Consider the following 23,806-nt stretch of genomic DNA (forward strand, 5'->3'; position numbering starts at 1 on the left):
CTACAGGAGCAGCCAATGCCGATCAGGGCAGTCGCATACGTCAGCGAAGCGGGCCCAGCCGTTGCGGGTGACCCGTTGGGCCTGCGCAGCGGGAAGCTGGACGATCTGGTCGATGATGCCGCCCGCTTCAACCGAAACGCCGGCGTTACCGGAGTTCTGCTGTTCGATGGCGCCCGGTTCCTGCAGTACATGGAGGGGCCCGAGGACGGTTTGAGCGTGGCGTACTCACGAGTGGTAGGTGCTTCCAGCCACGCAGGGCTCATCGAGTTGCAGCGGGGCAGGGTGGGCAACCGGCGACTCCCGTTCTGGCCGATGCGTTGGCTGCCGACGCAACCCGAGCAGTTGAAAATTCTTGCCCGCGCGGACTGGTCTGGGTTCGCCCAGCACAGCGGTGACGGTGCGCCAACCGAGACGGCGATGGATGTCCTGGCCAGATTGGTGGAACCCTATGCCGTCGCGGCGTGATCCACCGGCCTAGCCTGCCCCATAGCGCGCCGCCCACGGGATCTCTCCGCTGCACACGTCGAGGTGCCCAGTGCGCATCACGCAGTACAGCCGGGCATCCGGGTCCGCGCTGGCGGCGATGTAGTCCAGTGCCTCAGCGAGCATGCGGATGAACTGCGGCTCGGGATAGAACGCTGCCCAGGTCGGCAGCAGCTCTTCAAGCTGCGCGATCATAAGATCGATTTCAAGATGCGTGCTCACAGCCTGATCCTCCGTGCAGACACGATAGCGACCATGCTGCAAGCAGGGAGTTGCGGTACGCAGAGGCGACGCAGTCGCGTTGCCCGCGCAACGCTCACCCGGTCTTGACCCTGGTCATGTCCCTGCCAAGCGCGTGAGCGCTATCTGCACGGCTACGCCACCGCCATTTCACCCGCGAGGGCGTATCAGAGAGGTCTCCCAGCTGAAGCTGCAAGGATCTCTTTCATGTCCGATCCGTTCCCGCGCGCCAGCTTATGGTCAGCTGACACCGAATCGCACAGCTTCCGTCCCCTTGCCGGCACGACGCGCGCGGACGTGCTGGTGGTGGGCGCAGGCATGACCGGGCTGCTGACAGCGGCCCGCTTGGCAGATAGCGGCCTGGATGTGCTGGTGGTCGATGCGGGGCCCATCGGCGGGCGTAATACGATGATGTCCACGGGCAACCTTTACGCGCCCGTTTCCCGGCTGGCAGATCTGATCTCGCGCTGGGGCGGTGGTACGGCCGGCCGTATCGTGCAGTGGCGGCAGCAGGCACTACGATCCATCGAAACACTGGTTCATCGCTACGATCTTCGCTGCGGCTTCCAACGCGTGGCCATGCAGTACGGAATGCAGGAGCGCACGCGCGAGGTCACAGCGCGATTCGAGCGTGAGCTTCAAGCCTGTCAGCGCGTCGGCCTGCAGTGCGAACATCAGCAATCCGGGCTACCGTTCGCATTGGCCCACGCCTTCCGTGTTCCCGATCAGGCGCAGTTGGATCCTGCGGCCTTCTGCCGGGAGCTGGCGCGACATCTGGTGGGCCGGGTGCGCATCCACGACTGGACCCAGATCAACAGCATCGAGGCATCAGCGGGGATTGCGACAGCCCTTGGCGGCCGCATCCATGCCAGGCACTTCGTGCTGGCCACCCACTCGCCAGCAGGTTTCAATCTGGTGCAGGCCGAGATGGAGGTGTACCGCGAGTACGGCGTGGCGGTACCGGTTGCCAATCCACCAGCGGCAGGTATTCATTGGATCGCCGATCGGCACCGCTCGTTGCGCGGGGTGCACGGCACTGATGGCCACGACTGGCTGGTGCTGGTCGGTGAGACGCATCGCACAGGCGAAACGCCGGCGATGGATCCAGCCCAGCATCTGGTCGCCGACGCACATCGCAACTTCACCGTGCAGGGCGAGCCGCTGTGCTGGTCGGCGCAGCAGTTCCGTGCAGCCGACCAGTTGCCCTACATCGGCAGCAGCGCGCACGACAATGTGTGGGTCGCCACCGGCTACGGTCCCGATGGCTTGACCTGGGCAGGCGTGGCCGCTCGTGCGATCACCGACGGAATCATGGACACGACCAGCGAGATCGAGCAGTTGCTCAGCCCCATGCGCTTCACCCCGGTGCGCTCGGCGGCCGGCTGGGCCCGTACCAATGCCACCGTTGCGCGGCATATGGTGGGAGATCGCCTTGGTGCTGCGCCATCGCACTCACCCGGCAAGCTGGCCCGTGGCTGCGGCGCACTGCTGCACGTGGATGGAAAGCGAACCGCAGTCTACCGCGACGAGCACGGCCAGCTGCACGCGATGTCCGCGCTTTGTCCGCACCTCAAGTGCGTTGTCCAATGGAATGGCCATGAGCGCACCTGGGACTGCCCATGCCACGGCAGCCGCTTCTCCGCCACCGGGGCGCTGCTGGAAGGCCCCGCCAAGCAGGGCCTCGCACCAGAACCGATGCAGGCGGAGCAGCCGTTGGAGCAGTGAACCTCATGCTTCGGCGGCCGCGTTTGCATCGCAGGGCATGCAGCGCTCCTTTTTCGACTTGATGTCTGCAGCGGTCTTCGCCAGTGCCTCGTAGCGCTGGCGTATCTCTTCAAGATGGGTAGGCTCCATCGCCTCCAGGTTCAACAGCTCCTGGTTGGCATCCTTGCTGACCCGGATCAGTTCGTCCAGTTTGATGTGCAGCGCGGCCGTATCGGCGTTCTGCGTATGCTGGATCAGGAACACCATCAGGAACGTCACGATGGTCGTTCCCGTGTTCACCACCAGCTGCCAGGTGTCATTGAAGTGGAAGGCCGGCCCGCTGGCGGCCCAGGTGATGATCACACCGAGCGCCGCAACGAATGCGCCCAGGCTGCCGGACAGTCGCGCCGTTGCGGCCGCGACGCGGGCAAAGCCGCGCCGGATCATTGCTCACCTCCTGCGGCCTCCTCATCCGTTCGGCGGTCTGGCAGTTTGACCCGCTCCCCAATGCGCTTGGCCTGCTCTTCCGGCGTTGGCGCAGCGACGAAGGGCGAGATCGGGTCACTGGCAGGGAAGGTTTCCTGCAGCGCTTCGTCATGATTGCGATGGTTATGCAGCTTAGCCTGCAGAGGAGTGACAGGATCGGTGTGCTGCGCTTCCGCATCCGGGTGGGGGAGGTCTTTCTGATCGCGTTGCATGGTGAATCTCCAGGTTGATCACCACCCCTCAGGTGGCGGACCCAGCATAGGTGTGCCTTGCGAGCGGGCCCATCAAGGGCAGGGCAACGTGGCGTCAAACCTTCAGGCAACACCCGTTAACAATCAACAGGGCGGGGGAGCTTGGCGACGACCGTGACGTCGCCAGGCCATCAACTGGCCCACCACGGCCGTCAACAGCAGCATCGCATTGGTCACCACGAAGACGGTGCTGCCCAGCATTGCGCTGTACACCGTAAACAGCGCGGACGCGGTCATCTGACCCACGAACAGCCACTTCGATACCGCTTCCGGGTTCGGCGCCTGCCATTGCTTCACCATCTGCCGGATCAAGGTGGCCATCAGTACCGCCGTGGCGGCCCAGCCAAGTACATCAGGGTGCATGACGGCCTCCGGTTGTGTAGACGCCTCACGCTAGCCCGTGGTCGCGAAACGGCGTACGAAGGAAAAGTGAAGGCAGCATTCCACCTAAGGTGCCCGCACACCATTCACTCCGCAGCAGCGAGAATGGGCTACCGGTCGTGCCACGCGCGACCCGCCCACCGAATCCAGGAATGCCGAGATGTCCAACACCCCCTTTGGTGAGTCGTCATGCGCAGCCGCAGCCGGCGGCTGCATCGAGGTCCGCGGCGCACGCGAGCACAACCTGAAGAATGTCGACGTCGCCATTCCACGCGATGCGCTGGTGGTGTTCTCCGGCGTATCGGGTTCGGGAAAGTCCTCGCTGGCCTTCGGCACGGTCTTTGCCGAGGCACAGCGGCGCTACTTCGAATCCGTCGCCCCCTATGCGCGCCGCCTGATCGACCAGGCCGGCGTGCCCGACGTGGATGCCATCGACGGGCTGCCGCCGGCAGTGGCCCTGCAGCAGCAGCGCGGTGCCAGCAACGCGCGCTCATCGGTAGGTAGCGTGACCACGCTGTCCAGCCTGGTGCGCATGATGTACTCCCGCGCAGGCGCCTATCCGGCCAACCAGCCCATGCTGTATGCCGAGGATTTTTCGCCCAACACACCGCAGGGCGCCTGCAGCACCTGCCACGGCCTGGGCCACGTCTACGAGGTGACCGAGGCGCTGATGGTGCCCGACCCGTCGCTGAGTCCGCGAGCGCGCCATCGCCTCCTGGCCACCGGCCTGGCATGGCCAGAACCTGCGTGACATCCTGGTCACGCTGGGCTACGACATCGATGTGCCGTGGAAGAAGCTGCCGAAGAAGGATCGGGATTGGATCCTGTTCACCGAGGAAGCGCCCAGCGTGCCGGTCTATGCCGGTTTTACCCCCGCCGAAACCCGTGCCGCGCTCAAGCGAAAGCAGGAGCCCAGTTACATGGGCACGTACACCGGCGCGCGCCGCTACGTGCTGCACACCTTTGCCAACACCCAGAGCGCATTGATGCGCAAGCGCGTTTCGCGATACATGGAGGGGCGGTTGTGCCCGGCGTGCCACGGAAAGCGCCTGAAGCCGGAGGCACTCTCGGTCACCTTTGCCGGCGTGGATATCGGCGAGTTCATGCGGCTGCCGCTGGATCAACTGGCGGACCTGCTGGAGCCCATCTCCCAAGGCGATTTCAGTGCACACAGCCAAGGTGCGCGTCCCCGCAGGCGTGCAACGCCCCGCGATCGCGCCAAGCGTGCAGCAAGTGGCCGTGCGACCCACGAAGGCGCCCCCGACGTTCGGCTGACCTCGGCCCTGTCAGAAGAAAAGCGCCTCGCAGCGCAGCGACTGGCGGGTGGGGTCATGGCGCGGGTACGGCAGCTGCGCGAACTGGGCCTGGGGTATCTCTCGCTGGATCGCGCCACGCCCACGCTGTCGGCCGGCGAACTGCAGCGCCTGCGGCTGGCCACCCAGCTCAGCTCGTTGCTGTTTGGCGTGCTGTATGTGCTCGACGAGCCCTCGGCCGGCCTGCACCCGGCTGACAGCCAGGCGCTGTACGACGCCCTGGAACGACTGCGCGACGGTGGCAACTCGGTGTTCGTTGTTGAGCATGACCTGGAGCTGATGCGGCGCGCGCAGTGGCTGGTGGATGTGGGACCGCAGGCGGGCGAGCACGGCGGGCAGATTCTCTATAGTGGCGAGCCCGACGGGCTGCGCCAGATCCAGGATTCACGCACGGCCCGGTACCTGTTCGACCAGGTGCCTGCGCCTGCCAGCCGGCAGCGCAGTGCCAGCAGCTGGCTGGAACTGAAGGGCATCCATCGCCACAACCTGCAGGGCGTGGACGCGCAGGTGCCGCTTGGGTTGCTGACGGCCGTGACCGGCATTTCGGGGTCGGGCAAGTCCAGCCTGATGGCGCAGGCACTGCCCGAGCTGATGCTGCTGCACCTCGGGCACGAGACGGTAGACGACAGCACCGACAGCGCGCCCACCGACGGACCCACCGTGATCGAAGCCACGCGCGGCCAACTGGCCGGCGATGTGGACGCCATTCAACGCGTGGTGCAGGTGGACCAGAAACCCATCGGCCGCACGCCACGCTCCAACCTGGCGACCTATACCGGCTTGTTCGATCACGTGCGCAAGCTGTTCGCCGCAACGCCCGATGCACGCCGCCGCCGCTTCGATGCGGGCCGCTTTTCGTTCAACGTGGCCAAGGGTCGGTGCGAGACCTGCGAAGGCGAGGGTTTCGTCAGCGTCGAACTGCTGTTCATGCCCAGCGTCTATGCGCCATGCCCTACGTGCCACGGCGCCCGCTACAACGAGTCCACGCTGAAGGTGCTGTGGAACGGCCGCAACATCGCCGAAGTCCTGCAGATGACGGTCGACCAGGCGCAGGCGTTCTTCGCCGAAGAAGAGGCCATCGCCCGCCCGCTGCAGGTGTTGCAGGAGATCGGCCTGGGCTACCTGCGGTTGGGCCAGCCGGCCACGGAACTATCAGGCGGTGAGGCGCAACGCATCAAGCTGGCGACCGAGCTGCAGCGCAGCCAGCGCGGGCGCACGCTGTATGTGCTGGATGAGCCCACCACCGGCCTTCATGCATCGGACGCGGACAGGCTGCTGGTGCAGTTGCAGCGGCTGGTGGACGCGGGAAACACCGTGGTGATGATCGAGCACGATATGCGTTCTGTCGCACAGGCGGACTGGGTGATTGATGTCGGGCCCGGCGCGGGCGGGGCAGGTGGCACCATCGTGGCGAAGGGAACACCGCAGCAGGTAGCCCGCGCCAAGGGCAGCAGGACGGCGCCGTTCCTTGCGAAGGAGCTTGGGCAGGGCCGGTAAAGCCATTACGAGTCTATGGGCAATCAGGACATCAAATAATTCTCTGTGCGATCTGCGATGCCGGTAATTTTGAAGGCCTCCGTCAATACGGAAACGCCAAGCACTGAAACCCGCTCGATGGGCATGTAGAACAGGTCATTCTCAAATCCCGTGTCTTCACCACCCCGGCCGTGAATGACGCCGACGGCCGCATTGTGCGAAAAGACCGGCCCGCCGCTGTCACCTTCGACGCTGAGAGGGCCTGGGGACAGGTTGCGCGCACGAATGTACCTGCCTATGGCTCCATTATGATTGGACCTTGAGTTCATATCCTCAATGGTCCCGCATGCGTAGTGACCGTGAATGCCACTCTTGCAGATCACATCCCCCACATGCATCGAACTGGACGGGAGTGTGCTGGTTATTTCGAGCGTCTGCGACGGACCATTGATCAGGGTGATTTCATTCTTCTGCGCCTGGCGTGGGCCTCTGGACGGCTCCTTATGCCACTGGACATCGTAGTCGCCCTCGTTCTGCTCGCTCTGGAAAACGAGAGGCGCGGCAATGCCCTGATAGGTCAGCGCATTGTCACAGCGACCGGCCGTGAGGACACCAAGCTAGCGATCTGCGTCGAAGACGTTGAAGCCAGTGGTGCAGTTGAAGGCAGTGCCGGTCAGCTTATGGCCGCCGGAGATCGCGGTAGTGACCGTGAAGCCTTTCACCTGCTTGATCGCCACGAAATCAACAGCGCCCAGCAGTGGCCTGAGTGCGCGCCTGGCGGCCGCCTCATCCTTCACGTAGAAGGTCACAATGGACTGCTTGATATCGACACCGGACTCGAACCCAACATTCTTTACCAGAAGCTGGGCCTCCGCCTCCGCCTGGGTCGCCAAGAGCATTTCGAGCGATTGAGCGGAAGTGCGACCGGTAAAAACAGGATCCTGCGTGTACTTTGCCAAGGTCTCTCTCGGCTTCTTCGTGAACAGCACTACGATCTTGAATTCTGGCCTATGCTCGACGTACAAGCCGCCAAACGTGTCCGGCTCAGAGGTCTGAATCCTGGCTTCCAGCGCTGCCGCAGAGATCGACTTCATCGACCTGTATTTTGCTTCGGCCTCAGATACATTGAAGGTTCGCGAATAGGTGTATGCCGTGGGGTTGCCAGTTATCGGCTGGCCGTGCAGGGAGAATGCGAACGCACCGAGGGCGGACAATGCCAGGGCGCGCACGGATTTCGTGCGCAGATGGATCATGGCTGCTCCTTTGCCTGACGCATCAAGTGAATCGTCATGAGTGGGCCCGTGCAGCCCGCCGGGATGCTCGCAGCCAGACTCGAACGGAGCAGTTCGCCGCCATGCCCCCCTCCGAATGATGCAGCAATCCCGAACTCCACCATTCCGCCAGATCGTACGTCCTGCCCCCCTATGGGAGCGCCTCCTTTCATGGCCAGCGTGTAGCCATGTGGCCATGCTGCAAGATATGCCGTGCCACCTGGGTCCACGAAGTAGACACAACCGTTGATTGGTTTCAGCACCCCCTTGAGCAGTCCAGTTGCAAGGACCCCACTTTGGGCAGGCGAGAGCGTGACAAGTACCAGTGATCGGGCATCCTTGGCGCTTGCCGACGGGGTCGCGGATGCGCCGCAGGTGATTATCAGAAAGAGCAGAGTCGCAAGCTTTGCTGAAGAGCTGCCAGAGACCATGCACATCCCCCACCTCCATGTCACAACCGATTGTTGGCCCGTCTGGAATTCAATCGCATTATCAGCAATTAGGTTGCAGTGGGCTTGAAGGTATTGACTTTCCCCGCCATTAACCGTGACCACTTTCACGAACGCGCACTTTCAGATTGCCCCTCAATCCCTGTAACGCATGTTTATCATGCGACGCAGGGGGCGGGGGATTGCCAGCAGCAGCCGAGGTTCTGCTATCGCCATTTCAAGTCCTTGCAGCCGGATCTTGATGAAATCCCGCACCCGCTGAATCCGCGCAAGGCCGAGTCTGGCCGGGAAGGGGCACGCACAAGGTAGAGACACTCTGGTGTGGGACTGGCTCCGGCGCGATGCCGGAGCCAGTGTTGCTCACTTTTCCTGCAGGAACGTCAGCAGGTCCTGGTTGACCCTGTCCTTGTGGGTATCGGTCAGGCCGTGCGGCGCACCCGGGTAGACAATCAGCCTGGCGCCCTTGATGAGCTTTGCCGATTGGCGGCCGGAGATATCGATCGGCACGATCTGATCGTCGTCACCGTGGATGACCAGGGTAGGTACATCGAACTTCTTCAGGTCGGCGCGGAAGTCGGTGGCCGAGAACGCGGCGATCGAGTCGTACGTGTTCTTGTGGCCGCCCTGCATGCCCTGCGCCCACCACGCATCGATCAGCGCCTGCGACACCTTCGCGCCCGGGCGGTTGAAGCCATAGAACGGGCCGGACGGGATGTCCTTGTACAGCTGGGCGCGGTTGTCCATCTGTGCCTTGCGGATGCCATCGAACACTTCGATCGGCAGCCCGGTCGGGTTGTCGGCGGTCTTCAGCATGAACGGCGGCACCGAGCTGATCAGCACGGCCTTCTTCACTCGCCCGGTGCCATGCCGGCCGATGTAGCGCGCCACCTCGCCGCCGCCGGTGGAGAAGCCCACCAGGGTGACATCGTGCAGATCCAGCGTATTGATCACCGTGGCCAGGTCATCGGCGTAGTGATCCATATCGTTGCCCTCCCACGGCTGGCTGGAACGGCCGTGGCCGCGGCGGTCATGCGCGATCACGCGGTAGCCATGATTGGCCAGGAAGAGCATCTGCGATTCCCAGCTGTCCGAGTTCAACGGCCAGCCGTGGCTGAAGGTCACGACCGGGCCGTCCTTCGGGCCCCAGTCCTTGTAGTACAGCTGCACGCCATCGGCGGTGGTGATGTAGCTGGCGGTGCGCGCGATGACGGTGACTGCAGCCGGCTTGGCCGGTTCGGCGGCCTGCGCGGACAGGCCGGCCTGGACCGAGAGGGCGAGGGCGGCAATGGCCAGGGTACGGGCGAAGGTGTTCATACGGGAACTCTCATGGGTGGATGGTGAGACGTACTTTGCGCCTGGAGTCAGGCGTTCGGGTGATGAACTGTCCGGATTTCTTGATAGATCGTCTTGCACGGATGTGCGCGCACGAATCGCCCGCCACCGCCTGTTGACGGGGGAGAATGATCGTTCTACCTTGTGGCCATGAACAAGGCCACTACCGATACCCAGCAGAAGATCCTGGCCACGGCCGAGGCGCTGATCTACCAGAACGGGATCCACGCCACCGGCATGGACCTGTTGGTGAAGACCTCCGGCGTGGCGCGGAAGAGCATCTACCGCCATTTCGAGAACAAGGACGACGTGGCCGCTGCTGCGCTGAGGGCCCGCGATGTGCGTTGGCTGGCCTGGTTCCGGCAGGAGTGCGAGAAGGCGGACACTCCGGAAGCGCGCGTCCTCGGCATGTTCACCGTGCTCAAGAAATGGTTCCAGTCCGAGGGTTATCGCGGTTGCGCGTTCATCAACACCGCAGGCGAGGTCGGCGACCCTGCCGATCCAATCCGGGAAATCGCGCGGAACCACAAGCAAAAGCTGCTCGATTACACGCTGGAACTTGCCGGACAACTGGATGTGGAGCAGCCGGCGGACCTGGCACGTCAGTTGCTTCTCCTGATGGAAGGCGCCATCACCCTGTCGCGCGTGATGGGGGATTACGGCGCCGCAGACACTGCGAAGGATGTCGCGAAGCTGTTGTTGGAACAGGCCAAGCGTTAGCGCCTGGGTACGCCAGATCGTTTGAAGCACTTCATGTATCCATCTCGATTGGAGGTCTCCCCGTGTCCGCTGAACAACCCCGTCCGCCGCTTCCTCCGTTCACCCTCGAATCGGCCACGCAGAAGGTGCGCCTTGCCGAAGATGGATGGAATTCCCGCGATGCCGACAAGGTGTCGCTTGCCTATTCGCTCGATACCCAGTGGCGCAACCGTGCCGAATTCACCAGCGGTCGGGAAGAAGCCCGCCAGTTCCTGGAACGCAAATGGAACAAGGAGCTTGAGTACCGCCTGATCAAGGAGCTCTGGGCCTTTACCGAGAACCGCATTGCTGTCCGCTACGCATACGAATGGCACGACGACTCCGGCAACTGGTTCCGTTCCTATGGCAACGAAAACTGGGAATTCGGAGAGGATGGCCTGATGCAGCGCCGCTTCTCGTGCATCAACGACCTGCCGATCAAGGAAAGCGACCGCAAGTTCCATTGGCCGCTGGGGCGTCGCCCGGATGACCACCCGGGGTTGTCCGACTTGGGGATGTGAGTTGCGGGGTAACACCAGGGAAGCGGGGTAGCGGTGCCCGCGCAGGCGGGTCCGCATTGCTTCCCGGAACGCAACATGGCGTACCCCTCCACGGGCCTACCGCATCTGTGGCGCGCTGCCTAGGCTGATCCCGCACGGCACCTGCCGTGTTCCGGGCCCATTGCCCGCGCAGTGGCCAGTCTTCCCGTGAACCGCGCAGCGCTGGCCTGCCAGGCAACCGTGCCCTGGCAATGTCACTGCCTGCGCCATGGGAAAGCACCCGGATTCGTTCGCGCCAGCCTTGCACTGCTGCCCGCCAAATGGCTCTTCGTGGAGATCCCTCATGTTCAGTATGGAAAACACCGCCGCGCCCATTGCCCCCGCCCTTGATGAACTGGTGCCTTCGCGCTACGCCCTGAAAGTGGGCGATGTCGAAGTGCTGGTGATCAGCGATGGCGTCCTGCCATTGCCCACCCAGATGCTCGGCCACAACGTACCGGCCGCCGATCGTGCCGAATGGTTCGAAGAGATGTACCTGCCGCAGGATGCCTTCGACTGGGCATTGAACGTGATGGTGGTGCACAGCGGTGATCGCACCATCCTCATCGATGCCGGCCTGGGCATGGACCCGGACCTGCAGCTGCCGCGCGCCGGCCAGCTGATCCGCCGCCTCGGTGCTGCCGGTATCAACCTGGGCGAAATCACCGATGTGGTCATCACCCACATGCATATGGACCACGTCGGCGGCCTGCTGGTTGAAGGCGTAAAGGAACAGCTGCGCCCGGACCTGAAGATCCACGTCGCAGCCGCGGAAGTGGAGTTCTGGAAGTCGCCGGACTTCAGCCGCACCAACATGCCGCAGGGCTTTCCCGATGCGTTGCGCACCACGGCCACGCACTTCTGGGCCGAGTACAGCAGCTATGTGCACACTTTCCAGGACGAACAGCAGATCGCACCGGGCGTGACGGCCCGCCGCACCGGTGGGCATACGCCGGGCCACTGCGTGGTGCGCGTGGCGTCTGCGGGGCAGGCCCTGACCTTTGCCGGTGACGCGGTGTTCGCGGTCGGCTTCGACCAACCGAACTGGCACAACGGCTTCGAGCACGACCCGGAGGAATCCGCACGCGTACGCATCGCTCTGCTGAAGGAACTGGCCGGCACCGGCGAAATGCTGGTGGCCACGCATCTTCCGTTCCCGTCAGTGGGCCGGGTGTCGCTGGAAGGCGAGACGTTCCGCTGGGTGCCGGTGTTCTGGGACTTCTGATCGGATCCTGCGGATACAGCGCAAGCAGGAGTTTTCGACGGGGTGCACCGGCACCCCGCTCGAATCCCCCCCCAAGGGCGAGGCCGATAACGGACGCCCTCCCTACCTGGCGGGGAACTACTGGATGGCGGTAGGGTGAGCCAAACGCTGCAGCTTGTGCGGGTTGCGCTGCACCAAGACCTGCGTGATCCGTTCGCCATCGGTCTCGAAGGCCATCGCCGCTTCCAGCTCGCCATCGAAATAGCGCAGCAGTCCCAGCCGTCCGTTGAGCATGGCCGGTACCATCCGCAACTGCGCACTGCGCCGCAGGTGCGGGGCATACAGCAGCTGGGCGATGCGTGCGCCGCCGACCATCGGCCCGGGGAAGCTGGTGACGATACCGCCGCCGTCACCCACCAACTCGGCCGATTCGGCCATCAATGCTTTCATTGTGCGGAAATCTCCGCTGGACGCGGCCTCGGCGAAGCGACGCAGGAGTTTCTGGTGCACGTCCTGCGGGACGTTGTAGCGCGGGCGTTCCTGCCGGAGCTGCTGACGCGCACGATGCACGATCTGCCGGCAGGCGGCTTCCGTTTTGTCCAGGGTGCGCGCAACCACGGCGTAGTCCTGATCGAACACATCGTGCAGCAGGAAGGCCGCACGCGCATCCGGGGCCAACCGTTCCAGCACACTGAGGAATGCGACCGACAGATCGCTGGCGGTTTCCAGCACGTACTCGGGCGTGGCGGTGTCATCGGTCAGCAGCGGTTCGGGCAACCACATGCCCACATAGTGTTCGCGCGTATGACGGGCCAGGCGCAGGCCATCAATGGCGCGACGGGTGGTGGTCGCCACTAGCCAGGCTTCCGGATTCTCGATCTGTGACTGGTCGGCGCCATGCCAGCGCAGCCAGACATCCTGCACCACGTCTTCGGCTTCGTGCGAAGACCCAAGCATGCGGTAGGCCACGCCGAACAGGCGTGGGCGGAGGCGTGAGAACAGCGCAGTGGAATCGTCCATGCCAGCGTAGACGGGACAGGTCCCCGGATTGTGACACCCGGGAACCTGTCGCTGGTGCCAGCGCCGGACGTGCGATCAGTGTGGCGGCAGAACTGCCGGCTTGCCGATGTCCTTGATCAGGAACACCACGAACTTCGCCGGCTCGGTTGCGCTGGCGTTGCGACCTACAGTGTGCAGATCGGCCGGGCCTTCATGGAAGGCCTCGCCCGGGCCAAGGGTGACTTCCTTGCCGCCGGCCACACCCATCACGATCCGTCCTTCCAGGACATAGACAAAGCCATGGGCATCGTGGCGGTGGACAGGATCGGCGCCACCCGGCGGGTACTCCACGGTAAGGATCAGCGCTTCCTTGCCGGGCTGCTCCGGAAGGGCGCGGGTCATCACCTCGCGCACCAGGGGTTCGGGCGCAGCAGGGGGCGGGGTGGCGGCAGCGCTGCACAGTGGCAGCAGCGCAAGCAGGGCCAGAACAGAACGACGCATGGCAGGTCTCCAGTGCGGTAGGGGAGGGCCGCTGCATGGGGCAGCGGCGGGACGATCAGGCCAGGCCGGCCTTGTCCAGGCCAAAGGCTGTATCCAGGGTGCCGGGCGTGGTACGGAAGGCGACATTGGCGCGGTTCCAGGCGTTGATCGCCATCACCGCGTGGGTCAGGTCGACGATCTCCTGCTCGGACAGCTGGCCGCACACGCGCGCATACAGCTCGTCGGGCACACCCTGCGCCGGCAGCTGGGTCAGCACTTCGGTCCAGGCCAGGCAGGCACGCTCGCGCGGGCTGAACAGCGTCGATTCACGCCATGCCGCCAGGTGATGCAGGCGCAGTGGGCGCTCGCCGCGCAGGGTGGCCTCCTTCACGTGCATGTCCAGGCAGAAGCCGCAGCCATTGAGCTGCGATGCACGGATGTTGACCAGATCGATGATGGCCGCTTCGATCGAGGCGGTGTGGGCGGCATGCGAGTACAGGCCGAGCTTCTTGAACAGTTCGGGAGATTGCGCGGCGTAATCCAGGCGTGCGGTCATGGCGTGTTCCTGTAGCGAGTGAAGGACACAGCGAGGCTAGGCCTGCGCCCGCACTGCCGGTAGGCCGGGGCCGGGCCGCATGCTGTTGCATGAAAAACACCAATGGCCTGTCACAGCGGCCGATGCTCGGCCGTCTGCCGGGCATGGACACCTCATCGCACCTGCGCACCGCATTCCGCCCTGCCAGCGAACAGGTCTGGCAGACCTTCCTGGCCGCACTGCGTGAATTGCCGCCCGATGCACGTGCGGTGCTGTTGCTGCACGACGTGCTGGGCGCCGGGTTCGAGGACATCGTGCCCCTGCTGGGGCTCGACCTTTCCGCGTGCAGGCAGCGCCTGGCGCTGGCGCGGAACCACCTGCATGCACAACGTGCCCGCCTGGAGCCAGGCCGCCCATGAACGCCCCACAGCCCAGCCCGGCCAGCGACGGCCACGATGCGCTCAATGCATCCTTCTCCACCAGCTACGCCGGCGTGCTGGCCTTCATTGCAGTGGCGGCCGAGGGCAGCTTCGCGCGCGCGGCCGATCGCCTCGGCATCGGCCGTTCGGCCGTCAGCCGCAGCGTGCAGAAGCTGGAAAACCAGCTGGGCGTGCGGTTGTTCCTGCGCACCACGCGCTCGACCACGCTGACCCGCGAAGGCGAGCTGTTCCTGGAAGGCTGCAACCCGGGCGTGAACTGCATCCTGCAGGCGCTGGAGGAAATGCGCGACCTGCGCGAGGGCCCGCCGCGCGGGCACCTGCGCATCAGTGCCAGCCACGGCTTCGGCCGACGGGTAATCGCCCCCTTGCTGGCCGCCTTCCGCGCCGAGTACCCGCAGGTCTCGGTAGAACTGCTGCTGGACGAGCAGGCCCCCGACCTGGCCGGTGACCGCATCGACGTAGCGTTTCGCGATGGCCTGCTGGAAGACAGCCAGGTAATCGCCAAGCAGCTGGTGCCGATGCAGCTGGTGGTGTGCGCGTCACCGGCGTACACACAGGTGCATGGTCTACCGGCGTCGGTGGATGCGCTGTCCACGCATGCCTGCATCGGGCGGCGCCTGCCGGGTGGACGCATGCAGCCCTGGGAATTCCGGGTCGACGGCACCGATGTGCACCTGCAGCCGCCGGCCGCACTTGTGTTCAACGATGCCGACCTGGCCCTGCAGGCCGTCATCGACGGGTTGGGCATCGCCCAGCTGCCCAGCTATCAGGTGCGTGAAGCGCTGTGGGCGGGCAGGGTGGTGACCTGCTTGGACCGGCATGCGCCGCTCGATCGCGGCCACTACCTGTGCTACCTCAGCCGCCGCCAGCTCCCCAAGCGCGTGCGTGCCTTCATCGACTTCAGCACGCAGCGGGTGCGCGCGCTCGAACTGGATGTGATCTCGCACTGGGAAGCACGCCAGCGGGCCACCCCCATGAAGCCAGGCGCACAGCCCGCCTGGGCCTGAACGCATTGGTGCGTGCCGGGCAACAGTGCGCGCCCCAGCGCGGACCTACTGCCCCGCGCCCGCGCTACCTACGATTCCTGCGCCGGACCACATCCGGTAGCCCCTCTACATTCCAGGAGACACGCAATGAAGTTCCTCGTCATCGGTGGTACCGGCCGCATCGGCAGCAAGGTGGTGGAGCGCCTGCGCGTAGCCGGGCATGAGATCGTGGTGGCAGCGCCCTCCACCGGGGTGGATGTGCTGACCGGTGAAGGTCTGGACGCCGCCATGGACGGCGTCGACGTGGTGGTGGACCTGGCCAACTCGCCCTCGTTCGAAGATGCGGCAGTGCTTTCGTTCTTCGTGACCGCCGGCCACAACATACTTTCGGCCGCCACCCGTGCCGGCGTGCGCCACCATGTCGCGCTTTCTGTTGTGGGTACCGACAAGCTTGCCGCCAGTGGCTATTTCCGCGGCAAGATCGCCCAGGAGCGGCTCATTCGCGATTCCGGCCTGCCGTACACCATCATCCATTCCACGCAGTTCTTCGAGTTCCTGCCGGGCATCATCCAGTCCGCCGGCGACGGGAAGACCCTGCGGCTGCCGGCCGCCGACGTGCAGCCGATTGCCGCCGAGGATGTTGCCGAAGCGGTGGCACGCATCGCGCAGCAGGCGCCAGCCAATGGCGTGCTGGAGATCGCCGGACCGCAGCGCAGCGCGATGGCGGATCTGGCCAGGCGCTATCTGCAACTGACAGGTGATTCCCGGCAGGTGGTGGCAGACGCCGATGCACTGTACTTCGGCGCGCCGCTGCAGATCGACACGCTGGTACCGGCCGGCCACGCGTGGCTGGGACAGGTCGGCTTCGAAGCCTGGCTGCAGCAGTCCGGCCTGTTGCAGCGGCAGCCTGCCTGAGCGGCGAATCGATCGCCTGCCGCAGCTGCGCTTGATGGAGCCGCGCAATGACCGAGCTGAAGCCACCTTCGCCCGCCATGCTGGACCGCTACCAGGGCGACGACGTGCAGCCGCTGTACACCGGCCGCGTGAGGGTGAGCGGTGGCCAGGCACAGCACGGGCGCGCGTCTGGCGTGGTGCGATCGGACGACGGTGCACTGGCGGTGGACCTGCGCCTGCCGCCGGAACTCGGTGGGCGTGGCGGCGGCTCGAATCCCGAGCAGCTATTGGCCGCAAGCTACGCCGGTTGCTTCCACGGCGCCATGGTACTGGTGGCCGCGCGTGCCGGCCTGTTGCTGCACAACCCCAGCGTCGAAGTGGCGGTCACCTTCGCCCGTGATCCGGAGGATGGGCAGTACCTGCTGTCGGCCGAAATCGTGGTCCATCTTCCCGGCATGGATGCGAACCTGGCCTGCGAACTGGTGCGCAACACCGAACGCGTCTGCCCGTACGCCAAGATGTTTCATCGTGGCATCAGCCATGCGGTGCGAGTTCGGGTCGGTGCATAACGTGGCGCAGCTCAGGTATGCACCGAAAGGAGTGGGGCATGTCCCAGCACCTGATCACATTCGTCCAGGCGCGCGTTGCTGACAGCTTGCCGCTCACTGCAGCCCGCGCAAACAAGAAGCGTCCCGCCGGGCATGCTTTCCAGCTGAGGCTCTTTCAAATGTGTGATGTGCCGGCACCGGTTGCAGCGAATGCTGATCGCGTCCACGTGTTCTAGATGGTTCTGCTCGTCGCGGGCAGCGTCGAGGTCGAGGACGTAGAAGAAGCCTGTATCTGGCATTGCGGCATACCTGGAAATTTTGCGAATGGTGCACCGCGCACCGCCTCCATCTTGTGACGACGGTCCATGTTCAGAATCACGCGAAACTGAACTGTTGTGTATTTCTTCGAAACCTCACATTGACACACGCCCATTGCTGCTAGGGTCGTGTCTCATCAAGGAGGTGCGCAATGCCCATCAGGGCAGTTGTATATGTGAGCAGTGCCGGCGAGGAAATTGCGGGCGATAGGCTGGGCTTGTCCAGCGGCAAGCTGGACTGGATCGTGGACGACGCAACCCGTTTCAATCGCAATGCCGGGGTTACCGGCGTGCTCCTGTTCGATGGCGAGCGCTTCCTGCAGTATCTGGAGGGGCCGGAGGACGGACTGTCGGTAGCGTACTCACGCGTGCTGGGCGCCAGCAGCCACAATGGCATCGTTGAACTGCAACGGGGCAGGGTGGGACAACGCCGCTTGCCTTTCTGGCCGATGAGGTGGCTACCTGTTGAGCCGCAGGAACTGCGGCGGTTGGCACACGCCGACTGGACCCGCTTCAATCAGCGAGGCGACGCCGGCGATGCCAACTCAACCGCCATGGATCGCCTGGCGGGGCTTGTAGAGCCCTACGCCATCGCTGCTTGAGTCGCCCTTTCTCTGCTCCCACCTGTACAAGCGGGACCCGCAGTTCAGAACTGGCTCTTGATCGCAGCAATCAGCTGCGTGAAGCGATAGGGCTTGGAAAGGAACTGGACGTTGTCCGGCAACACAGGCAGCTGCGAGCGGCTATAGCCCGATGCCAGCAAGATACGGGCGTCGGGTTGGACGGCGGCGGCTTCCGAGGCCACATCCAGGCCAGACACGCCTTCTGGCATGCTGTAATCGGTCACCACAATAGAGAACTGAGCGCTACCGCGCAGGCATTGGATCGCTTCAACGCCATTGCGGGCGGTGGTCACCACGAAGCCCTGCGCGGCAAGTGCATCCACAACGATCTCGCGAAGATCATCCTCGTCATCGACAAATAGTACTGAAAGAGGCATTGGCTACTCGGCGACAGGGTAGTAAAGGGCGATAGATGTTCCTGAGCCAGGCGTGCTGTCTACACGGATGAAACCGCCCGATTGGCTGGTGAAGCCGAAGACCTGGCTGAGGCCCAGCCCGCTGCCGCGTCCGACGGTTTTCGTGGTGAAGAAGGGCTCGAATATTCGTGCCTGATCGTCCGGCGCAATCCCTTGGCCGTTGTCCTCAACGGTTATGCAGAGGAACCTGCCAGGTTCCTGGTGTGGGCCATCAGGATGACGTTCTGTCTGTAAACGCACTGTAATCTTGATGTATCCGCCGCGCGGCATTGCGTCACGGCTATTGCACACCAGGTTGAGAATGGCGGAGTCCAACTGACCACGGTCGAGGTTGACGGACGGAAGATCGCCCGCAACGTCGAGCTCGACTGCAACCGCATCGCCGGCGGAACGTTGCAGCATGTCGTGCATGTCACGTATCGCCTTGCCGACATCGAACCGTTCTGGCGCCAGTTCATGGCCACGCCCAAACGTCAGCAACTGCCGAGTCAGCAGGGCGCCTCGCTCTACCGATCTCAGGGCCGTGCGGATGTACTTGTCAGACACCTCGCCATGAGGCTGCGCGGAGATCAGATCCAGGCAGTTGCTGACGACGCTGAGCAGGTTGTTGAAGTCATGGGCAAGGCCCAGTGTCAGCTTGCCGATGGCCTCCATCTTCTGCGCCTGCAACAGCTCATGTTGTGCACTTCTCAGCTGCTCCTGGGCAAGGTAGTGCTCGGTTACATCCCGCGTGATCTTCGCGAAGCCGACGAGTACGCCATCCACCCTTACCGGGTCGATGACTACGCTGGCATGAAAGCGTGAGCCGTCCTTTCGAAGCCGCCAGCCTTCGCCCGCGTAGCGGCCTTCATTCGCGGCGATGGCCAGGTTGCGTGCGGGAACGTCGGTCGCAATATCTTCGGGCGTATAGAACCTGGCGTAGTTGGTGCCGACCACCTCATCCTTTCGATAGCCCTTGATGCGCTCTCCGCCGGGGTTCCAGGTGCGGATGACCCCGCGAGGGTCGAGCATGTAGATCGCGTAATCAGTGACGGAATTGACCAGAAGTCCAAATTGCTGCGACTCGTCGCCCAGATCGCCCGTGGGATGCGGAGTCATGGAGCGCCCTCCTTCGGGCCGATCAAGCTATGCTTCTGTTTGTTAGCTGTTTGTGAAAGTGAAGGTGGGCCTCCCATGTCGACGGATGGTCATTCAAGCCGCCTGCCACGCACCAGGGCGGCAGCGGCGGTCAGCCCCGCAGCGTCGACATGCCGTCGCACCGCATTGAAGACATTCACGGCATGGCGGACTTCATCAGCCGGTTCCCGTGGGTGGACACTACGCGCCTGGCCGGCTGGGCATCTGTGGCGGTGGCGGCTATTCGCCGGCGACCGCGCAGACAGGCTTCAAGGCCGCCACGATCAGCATCATTCAGCTCCGGTCGCGTGCGCCGCAATGGCTATGCCGACTCGCAGCTGGATACTCTCCAGCAGCGGCTGCAGCAGGCTTCACAGGCCCGTGCGCAGGAATCCGCCGGCGGCGAAGTGTTGTACTCCGGCGGTGCCAATCTCAGCGACGAGCAGATCGCCAAGCTTCCCTTCGACCTGTATCGGCAGGGCTATGAGTACTGGATGAGAATCTGGGCGCGGTGGATTTGGTGTTGGATGGAGCCGAATTGGCACGCATCAGTGAGCGGGTGGCGAAGATCAGTTTCAGTGGCACACGTTTGCCAGAGGCGGCGTTGAAGATGACCGGCCAGCAGGCTCGGCCGACGATGCAGGCACACCCTGGACAGGCTTCACAGATCTGTACTACCCAGCCGGCCATAGTGCCCCTTGGGTAGTCTGAGCGCGTCCATCCAGCCACGGGGTTTCCCCGAACGCCAGGAGGTCACTGTGCCAAGTTGGGACGAAGGAATGAAGTTGACGCGTCGCCAGGTGATCGCCGGCGGCGCCACGACCATGGCGATGTCCGCCGCACCGGGGGCATCATCGCTTGCTGCCGAACTGGCGGCGTCCCCGCCGCCCAGGCCGCCGGTCATCAGCACGGTGGCGTTGACGGTCAACGGCACGCATCGTGAGCTTGAGCTCGACACGCGCACGACGCTGCTCGACGCCCTGCGCGAACATCTGAAGCTGACCGGCACCAAGAAGGGCTGCGACCACGGTCAATGCGGCGCCTGTACCGTGCTGGTCAACGGTGAGCGCATCAATGCCTGCCTCAGCCTGGCGGTGCAGCACCAGGGCGATGCCATCACCACCATCGAAGGCCTCGGAACCCCCGATGACCTGCATCCGATGCAGGCCGCCTTCATCAAGCATGACGGCTACCAGTGCGGGTACTGCACGCCGGGGCAGATCTGTTCGGCGGTGGCGGTACTGGACGAGATCAAGCGGGGCGTCCCCAGCCATGCGCATGCCGATGTCAGCGCACGGCCCCAGGCCACCAACATGGAGATCCGTGAACGCATGAGCGGCAACCTCTGCCGCTGCGGCGCGTATTCCAACATTGCCGAGGCGATGCAAGAGGTCGCTGGCGCGACCTCTGGACGGGGGCGCTCATGAAGGTCTTCAGCTACGAGCGCGCGAAGTCTCCTGCCGAGGCCGCCAAGGCCGTCGCCGGCACCGAGGGCGCGAAGTTCCTGGCGGGAGGAACCAACCTGCTCGACCTGATGAAGCTGGAGGTCGAGACGCCCGCGCACCTGGTCGACGTGCAGGACATCGGCCTGGACAGGATCGAACCTACAGACGACGGCGGCCTGCGCATCGGCACACTGGTCACCAATACCGCGCTGGCCTCGCATGAGCGCGTGCGCCGCGACTACGCGGTGCTGACCCGCGCGATCGTGGCAGGCGCCTCCGGGCAGTTGCGCAACAAAGCCACCACCGGCGGCAACCTGCTGCAGCGCACGCGCTGCCCGTACTTCTACGACCCCCATCTGCCCTGCAACAAGCGCCTGCCCGGATCCGGCTGCGGCGCGCTCGAGGGGTTCTCCCGGCAGATGGGCGTGATCGGCACCTCGGACATCTGCATCGCGACCTATCCGGGCGACATGGCGGTGGCCCTGCGGGTGCTGGATGCCTCGATCCAGACCGTCAGCGGTGACGGCAGTACGCGCAGCATCCCAATTGCCGATTTCCATCGTTCCCCCGGCGACAGGCCGCAGCAGGACAACGTGCTGCAGCGCGGTGAGCTGATCACCCACGTCACGCTGCCGGAGCCCCTGGGCGGTCGGCACGTGTACCACAAGGTACGTGACCGCGCTTCCTATGCGTTCGCACTGGTGTCGGTCGCCGCGGTCGTGCAGCGAGACGGCTCGGCGCGGTTCGCCTTCGGTGGAGTTGCGCCGAAGCCGTGGCGCGTCGAGGCAGCCGAACCGCTGCTGCGCGACGGCGTAAAGGCCGCGGCCCGGCAGGTGTTCGCCGGTGCCCGTCCGACGCGGGAGAATGCGTTCAAGATCGCTCTCGCCGAGCGCACCCTCGCAGCCGTGCTGGTGGAAGGAGAGCGCTGATGCCCCTTGAATTCAACGCCCCCGCCGGCGACAACCTGTTCGACAAGGCCAAGGTCGTCGGCAAGTCGACCCCGCGCATCGACGGACCACGCAAGACCACCGGCACCGCCCCCTATGCCTACGAGCGCCATGACGTCGCGCCGAACCAGGCCTACGGCTACATCGTCGGTGCCGGGATCGGCAAGGGGCGCATCATTTCGATGGATGCCTCCCGCGCGCGTGCCGCGCCCGGCGTACTGGCGGTCATCACCGCACCGGAAACCAAGCCGGTCGGCAAATCGAACTGGAACAATGCGCCGCTGTTCGGCGGACCCGACGTGGCCCACTACCACCAGGCCATCGCCTGCGTGGTGGCAGAGACCTTCGAGCAGGCCCGCGCCGCCGCGGCGCTGATCCGCACCCGCTACGAGCGCGGCAAGGGCCGCTTCGATTTCCCGGCCCTGGCACCGTCCGCGCCGCTGGCCAAGGGGCGCGGTGGCAAGCCCGACCGGCAGACGCTGGGTGATTTCGACACCGCTTACGCGAGCGCGGCGGCCAAGCTCGACGAGACCTACCACACAGCCGACGAAAGTCATTCGATGATGGAGCCGCACGCCACCATCGCCGCCTGGGAAGGCGACACGCTCACCCTGTGGACCTCGAACCAGATGATCGACTGGGCCAGGCAAGGGATGGCGGCGATCCTCGGCATCGATCCCGACAAGGTGCGTGTGGACTCGCCCTATATCGGCGGCGGCTTCGGCGGCAAGCTGTTCATCCGTGCCGACGCGGTGCTCGCCGCGTTGGCGGCCAAGCAGGTCGGGCGACCGGTGAAGATCGCGCTGCAACGCCCGTTGATGCCCAACAACACCACGCACCGGCACGCCACCCTCCAGCGCGTGCGGATCGGCTGCGGAAAGGATGGCCGGATCTCCGCCATCGCCCATGAGAACTGGTCGGGCAACATCAACGGCGAGGATGGCGAAAACGGCACCCTGCAGACGCCCAAGCTCTATGCAGGCGCCAACCGCCTGGTTGCCAACTACATCGCCACGCTCGACATGCCTGAAGGCAATGCGATGCGCGCACCGGGCGAAGCACCAGGCCACATGGCGCTGGAAGTGGCGATGGACGAAATGGCCGAGAAGCTGGGCCTCGACCCGATCGCGTTCCGCATCCTCAACGAGCCCGAGCTCGTGCCCGGCGATCCGTCCAAGAAGTTCTCCGACCGCAACCTGGTGCGCTGCCTGCGCGAAGGCGCGGAGCGCTTCAACTGGAACAAGCGCAACGCCAGGCCGGCGCAAGTCAGGGAAGGGCACTGGCTGGTCGGCATGGGCGTGTCCGCGGGCTATCGCGGCGCACCGACGATGAAGTCGGCGGCGCGGGTCCGGCTTGATGGCGAGGGCGGGGTGATTGTCGAGACCGACATGACCGACATCGGTACCGGCTCCTACACGATCATCGCGCAGACGGCAGCCGAGACCATGGGCGTGCCGCTGGACCGGGTCCAGGTCACCCTCGGCGACTCCCGTCATCCCGCCTCCGCCGGTTCCGGCGGCCAGTGGGGCGCGGCAAGCTCCACCGCGGGCGTGTACGCGGCGTGCGTCAGCCTGCGCCGCAAGGTGGGCGAGAAACTGGGCTTCGACGGCGATACCGCAAACTTCGCCAATGGCCGTATCCAGGCGGGTGCGCGGACCATCGACCTGGCCGAAGCGGGGACACTTTCGGCGGAGGACGGCATTGCCTTCGGCAACTTCAAGCAGGGCTACGACGTCGGCACCTATGCAGCGCATTTCTGCGAGGTCGCCGTGCATGCCTACACCGGAGAGACGCGCATCCGCAGGATGCTTGCCGTATGTGATGGCGGCCGGATTCTCAACCCGCTGTCCGCACGCAGCCAGGTCATCGGCGGGATGGTGATGGGCGCGGGCGCGACGCTGATGGAGGAGCTGGTGGTCGACAAACGGCTTGGTTTGTTCGTCAACCACGACCTTGCGGGCTACGAAGTTCCCGTGCACGCCGACATTCCATACCAGGAAGTGGTCTTCCTCGACACGCTGGACCCGGTGATCTCGCCGATGAAGGCCAAGGGCGTGGGTGAACTGGGCATCTGCGGGGTTGGCGCCGCGATCGCCAATGCGATCTACAACGCAACCGGCGTGCGCGTGCGCAACTATCCCATCACCCTGGACAAGCTGTTGCCCGGCTTGCCCGATGTAGGTTGACGGTGCG

26 protein-coding genes and 2 pseudogenes are annotated in these 23,806 nt (G+C 64.6%); 15 read left to right on the forward strand and 13 right to left on the reverse strand.

What is annotated here, in order from left to right:
• Positions 1-15: 15 nt before the first annotated feature.
• A complete protein-coding gene (locus R1H25_RS04095) occupies positions 16-465 on the forward strand; it encodes a BLUF domain-containing protein (protein ID WP_057501748.1) in 450 nt (149 codons plus the stop codon).
• A gap of 9 nt (positions 466-474) precedes the next feature.
• Here R1H25_RS04095 and R1H25_RS04100 read toward each other — a convergent pair whose 3' ends face one another.
• Complete coding sequence (locus R1H25_RS04100; RefSeq protein ID WP_057501749.1) at positions 475-705, reverse strand: hypothetical protein; 231 nt, start codon at positions 703-705, stop codon at positions 475-477.
• A gap of 225 nt (positions 706-930) precedes the next feature.
• Between R1H25_RS04100 and R1H25_RS04105 the strand changes: the two genes are divergently transcribed.
• Positions 931-2,448 (forward strand): FAD-dependent oxidoreductase, encoded by a 1,518-nt coding sequence (locus R1H25_RS04105; protein WP_317222809.1) that lies wholly within the window; start codon positions 931-933, stop codon positions 2,446-2,448.
• A 3-nt stretch (positions 2,449-2,451) separates the two neighbouring features.
• Here R1H25_RS04105 and R1H25_RS04110 read toward each other — a convergent pair whose 3' ends face one another.
• The 3 genes from R1H25_RS04110 to R1H25_RS04120 form a co-directional block, all read right to left on the reverse strand.
• A complete protein-coding gene (locus R1H25_RS04110; RefSeq protein WP_057501751.1) occupies positions 2,452-2,874 on the reverse strand; it encodes a low affinity iron permease family protein in 423 nt (140 codons plus the stop codon).
• Complete coding sequence (locus tag R1H25_RS04115; RefSeq protein ID WP_317222810.1) at positions 2,871-3,125, reverse strand: hypothetical protein; 255 nt, start codon at positions 3,123-3,125, stop codon at positions 2,871-2,873. Before R1H25_RS04115 ends, R1H25_RS04110 begins: the two co-directional genes overlap by 4 nt.
• A 123-nt stretch (positions 3,126-3,248) precedes the next feature.
• Positions 3,249-3,527 (reverse strand): hypothetical protein, encoded by a 279-nt coding sequence (locus R1H25_RS04120; RefSeq protein WP_317222811.1) that lies wholly within the window; start codon positions 3,525-3,527, stop codon positions 3,249-3,251.
• Between the two features lie 178 nt (positions 3,528-3,705).
• On the opposite strand from R1H25_RS04120, the pseudogene R1H25_RS04125 reads away from it, so the two are divergent.
• Positions 3,706-6,355, forward strand: a pseudogene (locus tag R1H25_RS04125) (excinuclease ABC subunit A).
• 23 nt (positions 6,356-6,378) lie between these two features.
• Here the strand turns inward: R1H25_RS04125 and R1H25_RS20350 are convergent.
• The 3 genes and pseudogenes from R1H25_RS20350 to R1H25_RS04135 all read right to left on the reverse strand — a co-directional run.
• A pseudogene (locus tag R1H25_RS20350) lies at positions 6,379-6,933 on the reverse strand (trypsin-like serine protease); the annotation flags it as partial.
• An 18-nt stretch (positions 6,934-6,951) separates the two neighbouring features.
• Positions 6,952-7,587 carry a hypothetical protein gene (locus R1H25_RS04130; RefSeq protein ID WP_317222812.1) on the reverse strand — a complete coding sequence of 212 codons (636 nt, stop codon included), beginning with the start codon at positions 7,585-7,587 and terminating at the stop codon, positions 6,952-6,954.
• A gap of 827 nt (positions 7,588-8,414) precedes the next feature.
• Complete coding sequence (locus R1H25_RS04135; protein WP_317222813.1) at positions 8,415-9,368, reverse strand: alpha/beta hydrolase; 954 nt, start codon at positions 9,366-9,368, stop codon at positions 8,415-8,417.
• Positions 9,369-9,536: 168 nt separating this feature from the next.
• Here R1H25_RS04135 and R1H25_RS04140 point away from each other — a divergent pair, with 168 nt between their 5' ends.
• The 3 genes from R1H25_RS04140 to R1H25_RS04150 all read left to right on the forward strand — a co-directional run bounded on the left by R1H25_RS04140 (position 9,537) and on the right by R1H25_RS04150 (position 11,888).
• A complete protein-coding gene (locus R1H25_RS04140) occupies positions 9,537-10,106 on the forward strand; it encodes a TetR/AcrR family transcriptional regulator (RefSeq protein ID WP_088479218.1) in 570 nt (189 codons plus the stop codon).
• Positions 10,107-10,168: 62 nt separating this feature from the next.
• Positions 10,169-10,645 carry a nuclear transport factor 2 family protein gene (locus R1H25_RS04145; protein ID WP_088479217.1) on the forward strand — a complete coding sequence of 159 codons (477 nt, stop codon included), beginning with the start codon at positions 10,169-10,171 and terminating at the stop codon, positions 10,643-10,645.
• A gap of 322 nt (positions 10,646-10,967) precedes the next feature.
• Positions 10,968-11,888: an MBL fold metallo-hydrolase gene (locus R1H25_RS04150; RefSeq protein WP_317222814.1), complete on the forward strand. Its 921-nt coding sequence runs from the start codon at positions 10,968-10,970 to the stop codon at positions 11,886-11,888.
• A 117-nt stretch (positions 11,889-12,005) separates the two neighbouring features.
• On the opposite strand, the gene R1H25_RS04155 is transcribed toward R1H25_RS04150, so the two are convergent.
• The 3 genes from R1H25_RS04155 to R1H25_RS04165 all read right to left on the reverse strand — a co-directional run bounded on the left by R1H25_RS04155 (position 12,006) and on the right by R1H25_RS04165 (position 13,902).
• Positions 12,006-12,887, reverse strand: coding sequence for an RNA polymerase sigma-70 factor (locus tag R1H25_RS04155; RefSeq protein WP_049447954.1), 882 nt, complete (start codon positions 12,885-12,887; stop codon positions 12,006-12,008).
• A 75-nt stretch (positions 12,888-12,962) separates the two neighbouring features.
• Positions 12,963-13,367, reverse strand: a complete 405-nt coding sequence (locus R1H25_RS04160) for a cupin domain-containing protein (protein WP_032127296.1) — start codon at positions 13,365-13,367, stop codon at positions 12,963-12,965.
• Between the two features lie 55 nt (positions 13,368-13,422).
• Positions 13,423-13,902, reverse strand: a complete 480-nt coding sequence (locus tag R1H25_RS04165; RefSeq protein ID WP_317222815.1) for a carboxymuconolactone decarboxylase family protein — start codon at positions 13,900-13,902, stop codon at positions 13,423-13,425.
• Positions 13,903-13,991: 89 nt separating this feature from the next.
• Here R1H25_RS04165 and R1H25_RS04170 point away from each other — a divergent pair, with 89 nt between their 5' ends.
• The 6 genes from R1H25_RS04170 (at position 13,992) to R1H25_RS04195 (ending at position 17,668) form a co-directional block, all read left to right on the forward strand.
• Positions 13,992-14,300 (forward strand): sigma factor-like helix-turn-helix DNA-binding protein, encoded by a 309-nt coding sequence (locus R1H25_RS04170; RefSeq protein WP_279911775.1) that lies wholly within the window; start codon positions 13,992-13,994, stop codon positions 14,298-14,300.
• Positions 14,297-15,328: a LysR substrate-binding domain-containing protein gene (locus R1H25_RS04175; protein WP_317222816.1), complete on the forward strand. Its 1,032-nt coding sequence runs from the start codon at positions 14,297-14,299 to the stop codon at positions 15,326-15,328. Before R1H25_RS04170 ends, R1H25_RS04175 begins: the two co-directional genes overlap by 4 nt.
• Positions 15,329-15,454: 126 nt before the next feature.
• Positions 15,455-16,222: an SDR family oxidoreductase gene (locus R1H25_RS04180; protein WP_049447959.1), complete on the forward strand. Its 768-nt coding sequence runs from the start codon at positions 15,455-15,457 to the stop codon at positions 16,220-16,222.
• A 47-nt stretch (positions 16,223-16,269) separates the two neighbouring features.
• Positions 16,270-16,770, forward strand: coding sequence for an Ohr family peroxiredoxin (locus R1H25_RS04185; protein ID WP_317222817.1), 501 nt, complete (start codon positions 16,270-16,272; stop codon positions 16,768-16,770).
• Between the two features lie 38 nt (positions 16,771-16,808).
• Positions 16,809-16,985 (forward strand): hypothetical protein, encoded by a 177-nt coding sequence (locus R1H25_RS04190; RefSeq protein ID WP_317222818.1) that lies wholly within the window; start codon positions 16,809-16,811, stop codon positions 16,983-16,985.
• A 233-nt stretch (positions 16,986-17,218) separates the two neighbouring features.
• Positions 17,219-17,668 (forward strand): BLUF domain-containing protein, encoded by a 450-nt coding sequence (locus R1H25_RS04195; protein WP_317222819.1) that lies wholly within the window; start codon positions 17,219-17,221, stop codon positions 17,666-17,668.
• Between the two features lie 44 nt (positions 17,669-17,712).
• On the opposite strand, the gene R1H25_RS04200 is transcribed toward R1H25_RS04195, so the two are convergent.
• The 3 genes from R1H25_RS04200 to R1H25_RS04210 all read right to left on the reverse strand — a co-directional run bounded on the left by R1H25_RS04200 (position 17,713) and on the right by R1H25_RS04210 (position 20,149).
• Positions 17,713-18,066, reverse strand: a complete 354-nt coding sequence (locus tag R1H25_RS04200) for a response regulator (RefSeq protein ID WP_317222820.1) — start codon at positions 18,064-18,066, stop codon at positions 17,713-17,715.
• Between the two features lie 3 nt (positions 18,067-18,069).
• Positions 18,070-19,203, reverse strand: a complete 1,134-nt coding sequence (locus R1H25_RS04205) for an ATP-binding protein (protein WP_317222821.1) — start codon at positions 19,201-19,203, stop codon at positions 18,070-18,072.
• A gap of 679 nt (positions 19,204-19,882) precedes the next feature.
• Entirely contained in the window at positions 19,883-20,149 is a 267-nt protein-coding gene (locus tag R1H25_RS04210) for a hypothetical protein (protein ID WP_317222910.1), read from the reverse strand.
• Here R1H25_RS04210 and paoA point away from each other — a divergent pair.
• The 3 genes from paoA to paoC are packed head-to-tail and all read left to right on the forward strand — an operon-like array spanning position 20,046 to position 23,799.
• Entirely contained in the window at positions 20,046-20,648 is a 603-nt protein-coding gene (gene paoA, locus R1H25_RS04215) for an aldehyde dehydrogenase iron-sulfur subunit PaoA (RefSeq protein ID WP_317222906.1), read from the forward strand. The two genes, R1H25_RS04210 and paoA, sit on opposite strands and share 104 nt — an antisense overlap.
• On the forward strand, positions 20,645-21,595 hold the full coding sequence (locus R1H25_RS04220) for a xanthine dehydrogenase family protein subunit M (protein WP_317222822.1): 951 nt from the start codon (positions 20,645-20,647) through the stop codon (positions 21,593-21,595). The genes paoA and R1H25_RS04220 overlap by 4 nt, the downstream gene beginning before the upstream one ends.
• On the forward strand, positions 21,595-23,799 hold the full coding sequence (gene paoC / locus R1H25_RS04225; RefSeq protein WP_317222823.1) for an aldehyde oxidoreductase molybdenum-binding subunit PaoC: 2,205 nt from the start codon (positions 21,595-21,597) through the stop codon (positions 23,797-23,799). Before R1H25_RS04220 ends, paoC begins: the two co-directional genes overlap by 1 nt.
• Positions 23,800-23,806 lie beyond the last annotated feature (7 nt).

Origin of the sequence: Stenotrophomonas veracruzanensis, assembly GCF_032911525.1 — a bacterium.
GTDB classification, from domain to species: domain Bacteria; phylum Pseudomonadota; class Gammaproteobacteria; order Xanthomonadales; family Xanthomonadaceae; genus Stenotrophomonas; species Stenotrophomonas africana.

What these genes read in the sequence shown, in the direction of transcription:
- R1H25_RS04200 (WP_317222820.1), bottom strand. Translation starts at nt 18,066, where the DNA reads ATGCCTCTTTCAGTACTATTTGTCGATGACGAGGATGATCTTCGCGAG.
- R1H25_RS04110 (WP_057501751.1), bottom strand. Translation starts at nt 2,874, where the DNA reads ATGATCCGGCGCGGCTTTGCCCGCGTCGCGGCCGCAACGGCGCGACTG.
- R1H25_RS04130 (WP_317222812.1), bottom strand. Translation starts at nt 7,587, where the DNA reads ATGATCCATCTGCGCACGAAATCCGTGCGCGCCCTGGCATTGTCCGCC.
- R1H25_RS04170 (WP_279911775.1), top strand. Translation starts at nt 13,992, where the DNA reads ATGAAAAACACCAATGGCCTGTCACAGCGGCCGATGCTCGGCCGTCTG.
- R1H25_RS04160 (WP_032127296.1), bottom strand. Translation starts at nt 13,367, where the DNA reads ATGCGTCGTTCTGTTCTGGCCCTGCTTGCGCTGCTGCCACTGTGCAGC.
- R1H25_RS04105 (WP_317222809.1), top strand. Translation starts at nt 931, where the DNA reads ATGTCCGATCCGTTCCCGCGCGCCAGCTTATGGTCAGCTGACACCGAA.
- R1H25_RS04205 (WP_317222821.1), bottom strand. Translation starts at nt 19,203, where the DNA reads ATGACTCCGCATCCCACGGGCGATCTGGGCGACGAGTCGCAGCAATTT.
- R1H25_RS04140 (WP_088479218.1), top strand. Translation starts at nt 9,537, where the DNA reads ATGAACAAGGCCACTACCGATACCCAGCAGAAGATCCTGGCCACGGCC.
- R1H25_RS04185 (WP_317222817.1), top strand. Translation starts at nt 16,270, where the DNA reads ATGACCGAGCTGAAGCCACCTTCGCCCGCCATGCTGGACCGCTACCAG.
- R1H25_RS04180 (WP_049447959.1), top strand. Translation starts at nt 15,455, where the DNA reads ATGAAGTTCCTCGTCATCGGTGGTACCGGCCGCATCGGCAGCAAGGTG.
- R1H25_RS04120 (WP_317222811.1), bottom strand. Translation starts at nt 3,527, where the DNA reads ATGCACCCTGATGTACTTGGCTGGGCCGCCACGGCGGTACTGATGGCC.
- R1H25_RS04155 (WP_049447954.1), bottom strand. Translation starts at nt 12,887, where the DNA reads ATGGACGATTCCACTGCGCTGTTCTCACGCCTCCGCCCACGCCTGTTC.
- R1H25_RS04195 (WP_317222819.1), top strand. Translation starts at nt 17,219, where the DNA reads ATGCCCATCAGGGCAGTTGTATATGTGAGCAGTGCCGGCGAGGAAATT.
- R1H25_RS04165 (WP_317222815.1), bottom strand. Translation starts at nt 13,902, where the DNA reads ATGACCGCACGCCTGGATTACGCCGCGCAATCTCCCGAACTGTTCAAG.
- paoC (WP_317222823.1), top strand. Translation starts at nt 21,595, where the DNA reads ATGCCCCTTGAATTCAACGCCCCCGCCGGCGACAACCTGTTCGACAAG.
- paoA (WP_317222906.1), top strand. Translation starts at nt 20,046, where the DNA reads ATGGCGATGTCCGCCGCACCGGGGGCATCATCGCTTGCTGCCGAACTG.
- R1H25_RS04095 (WP_057501748.1), top strand. Translation starts at nt 16, where the DNA reads ATGCCGATCAGGGCAGTCGCATACGTCAGCGAAGCGGGCCCAGCCGTT.
- R1H25_RS04220 (WP_317222822.1), top strand. Translation starts at nt 20,645, where the DNA reads ATGAAGGTCTTCAGCTACGAGCGCGCGAAGTCTCCTGCCGAGGCCGCC.
- R1H25_RS04175 (WP_317222816.1), top strand. Translation starts at nt 14,297, where the DNA reads ATGAACGCCCCACAGCCCAGCCCGGCCAGCGACGGCCACGATGCGCTC.
- R1H25_RS04150 (WP_317222814.1), top strand. Translation starts at nt 10,968, where the DNA reads ATGTTCAGTATGGAAAACACCGCCGCGCCCATTGCCCCCGCCCTTGAT.
- R1H25_RS04115 (WP_317222810.1), bottom strand. Translation starts at nt 3,125, where the DNA reads ATGCAACGCGATCAGAAAGACCTCCCCCACCCGGATGCGGAAGCGCAG.
- R1H25_RS04135 (WP_317222813.1), bottom strand. Translation starts at nt 9,368, where the DNA reads ATGAACACCTTCGCCCGTACCCTGGCCATTGCCGCCCTCGCCCTCTCG.
- R1H25_RS04190 (WP_317222818.1), top strand. Translation starts at nt 16,809, where the DNA reads ATGTCCCAGCACCTGATCACATTCGTCCAGGCGCGCGTTGCTGACAGC.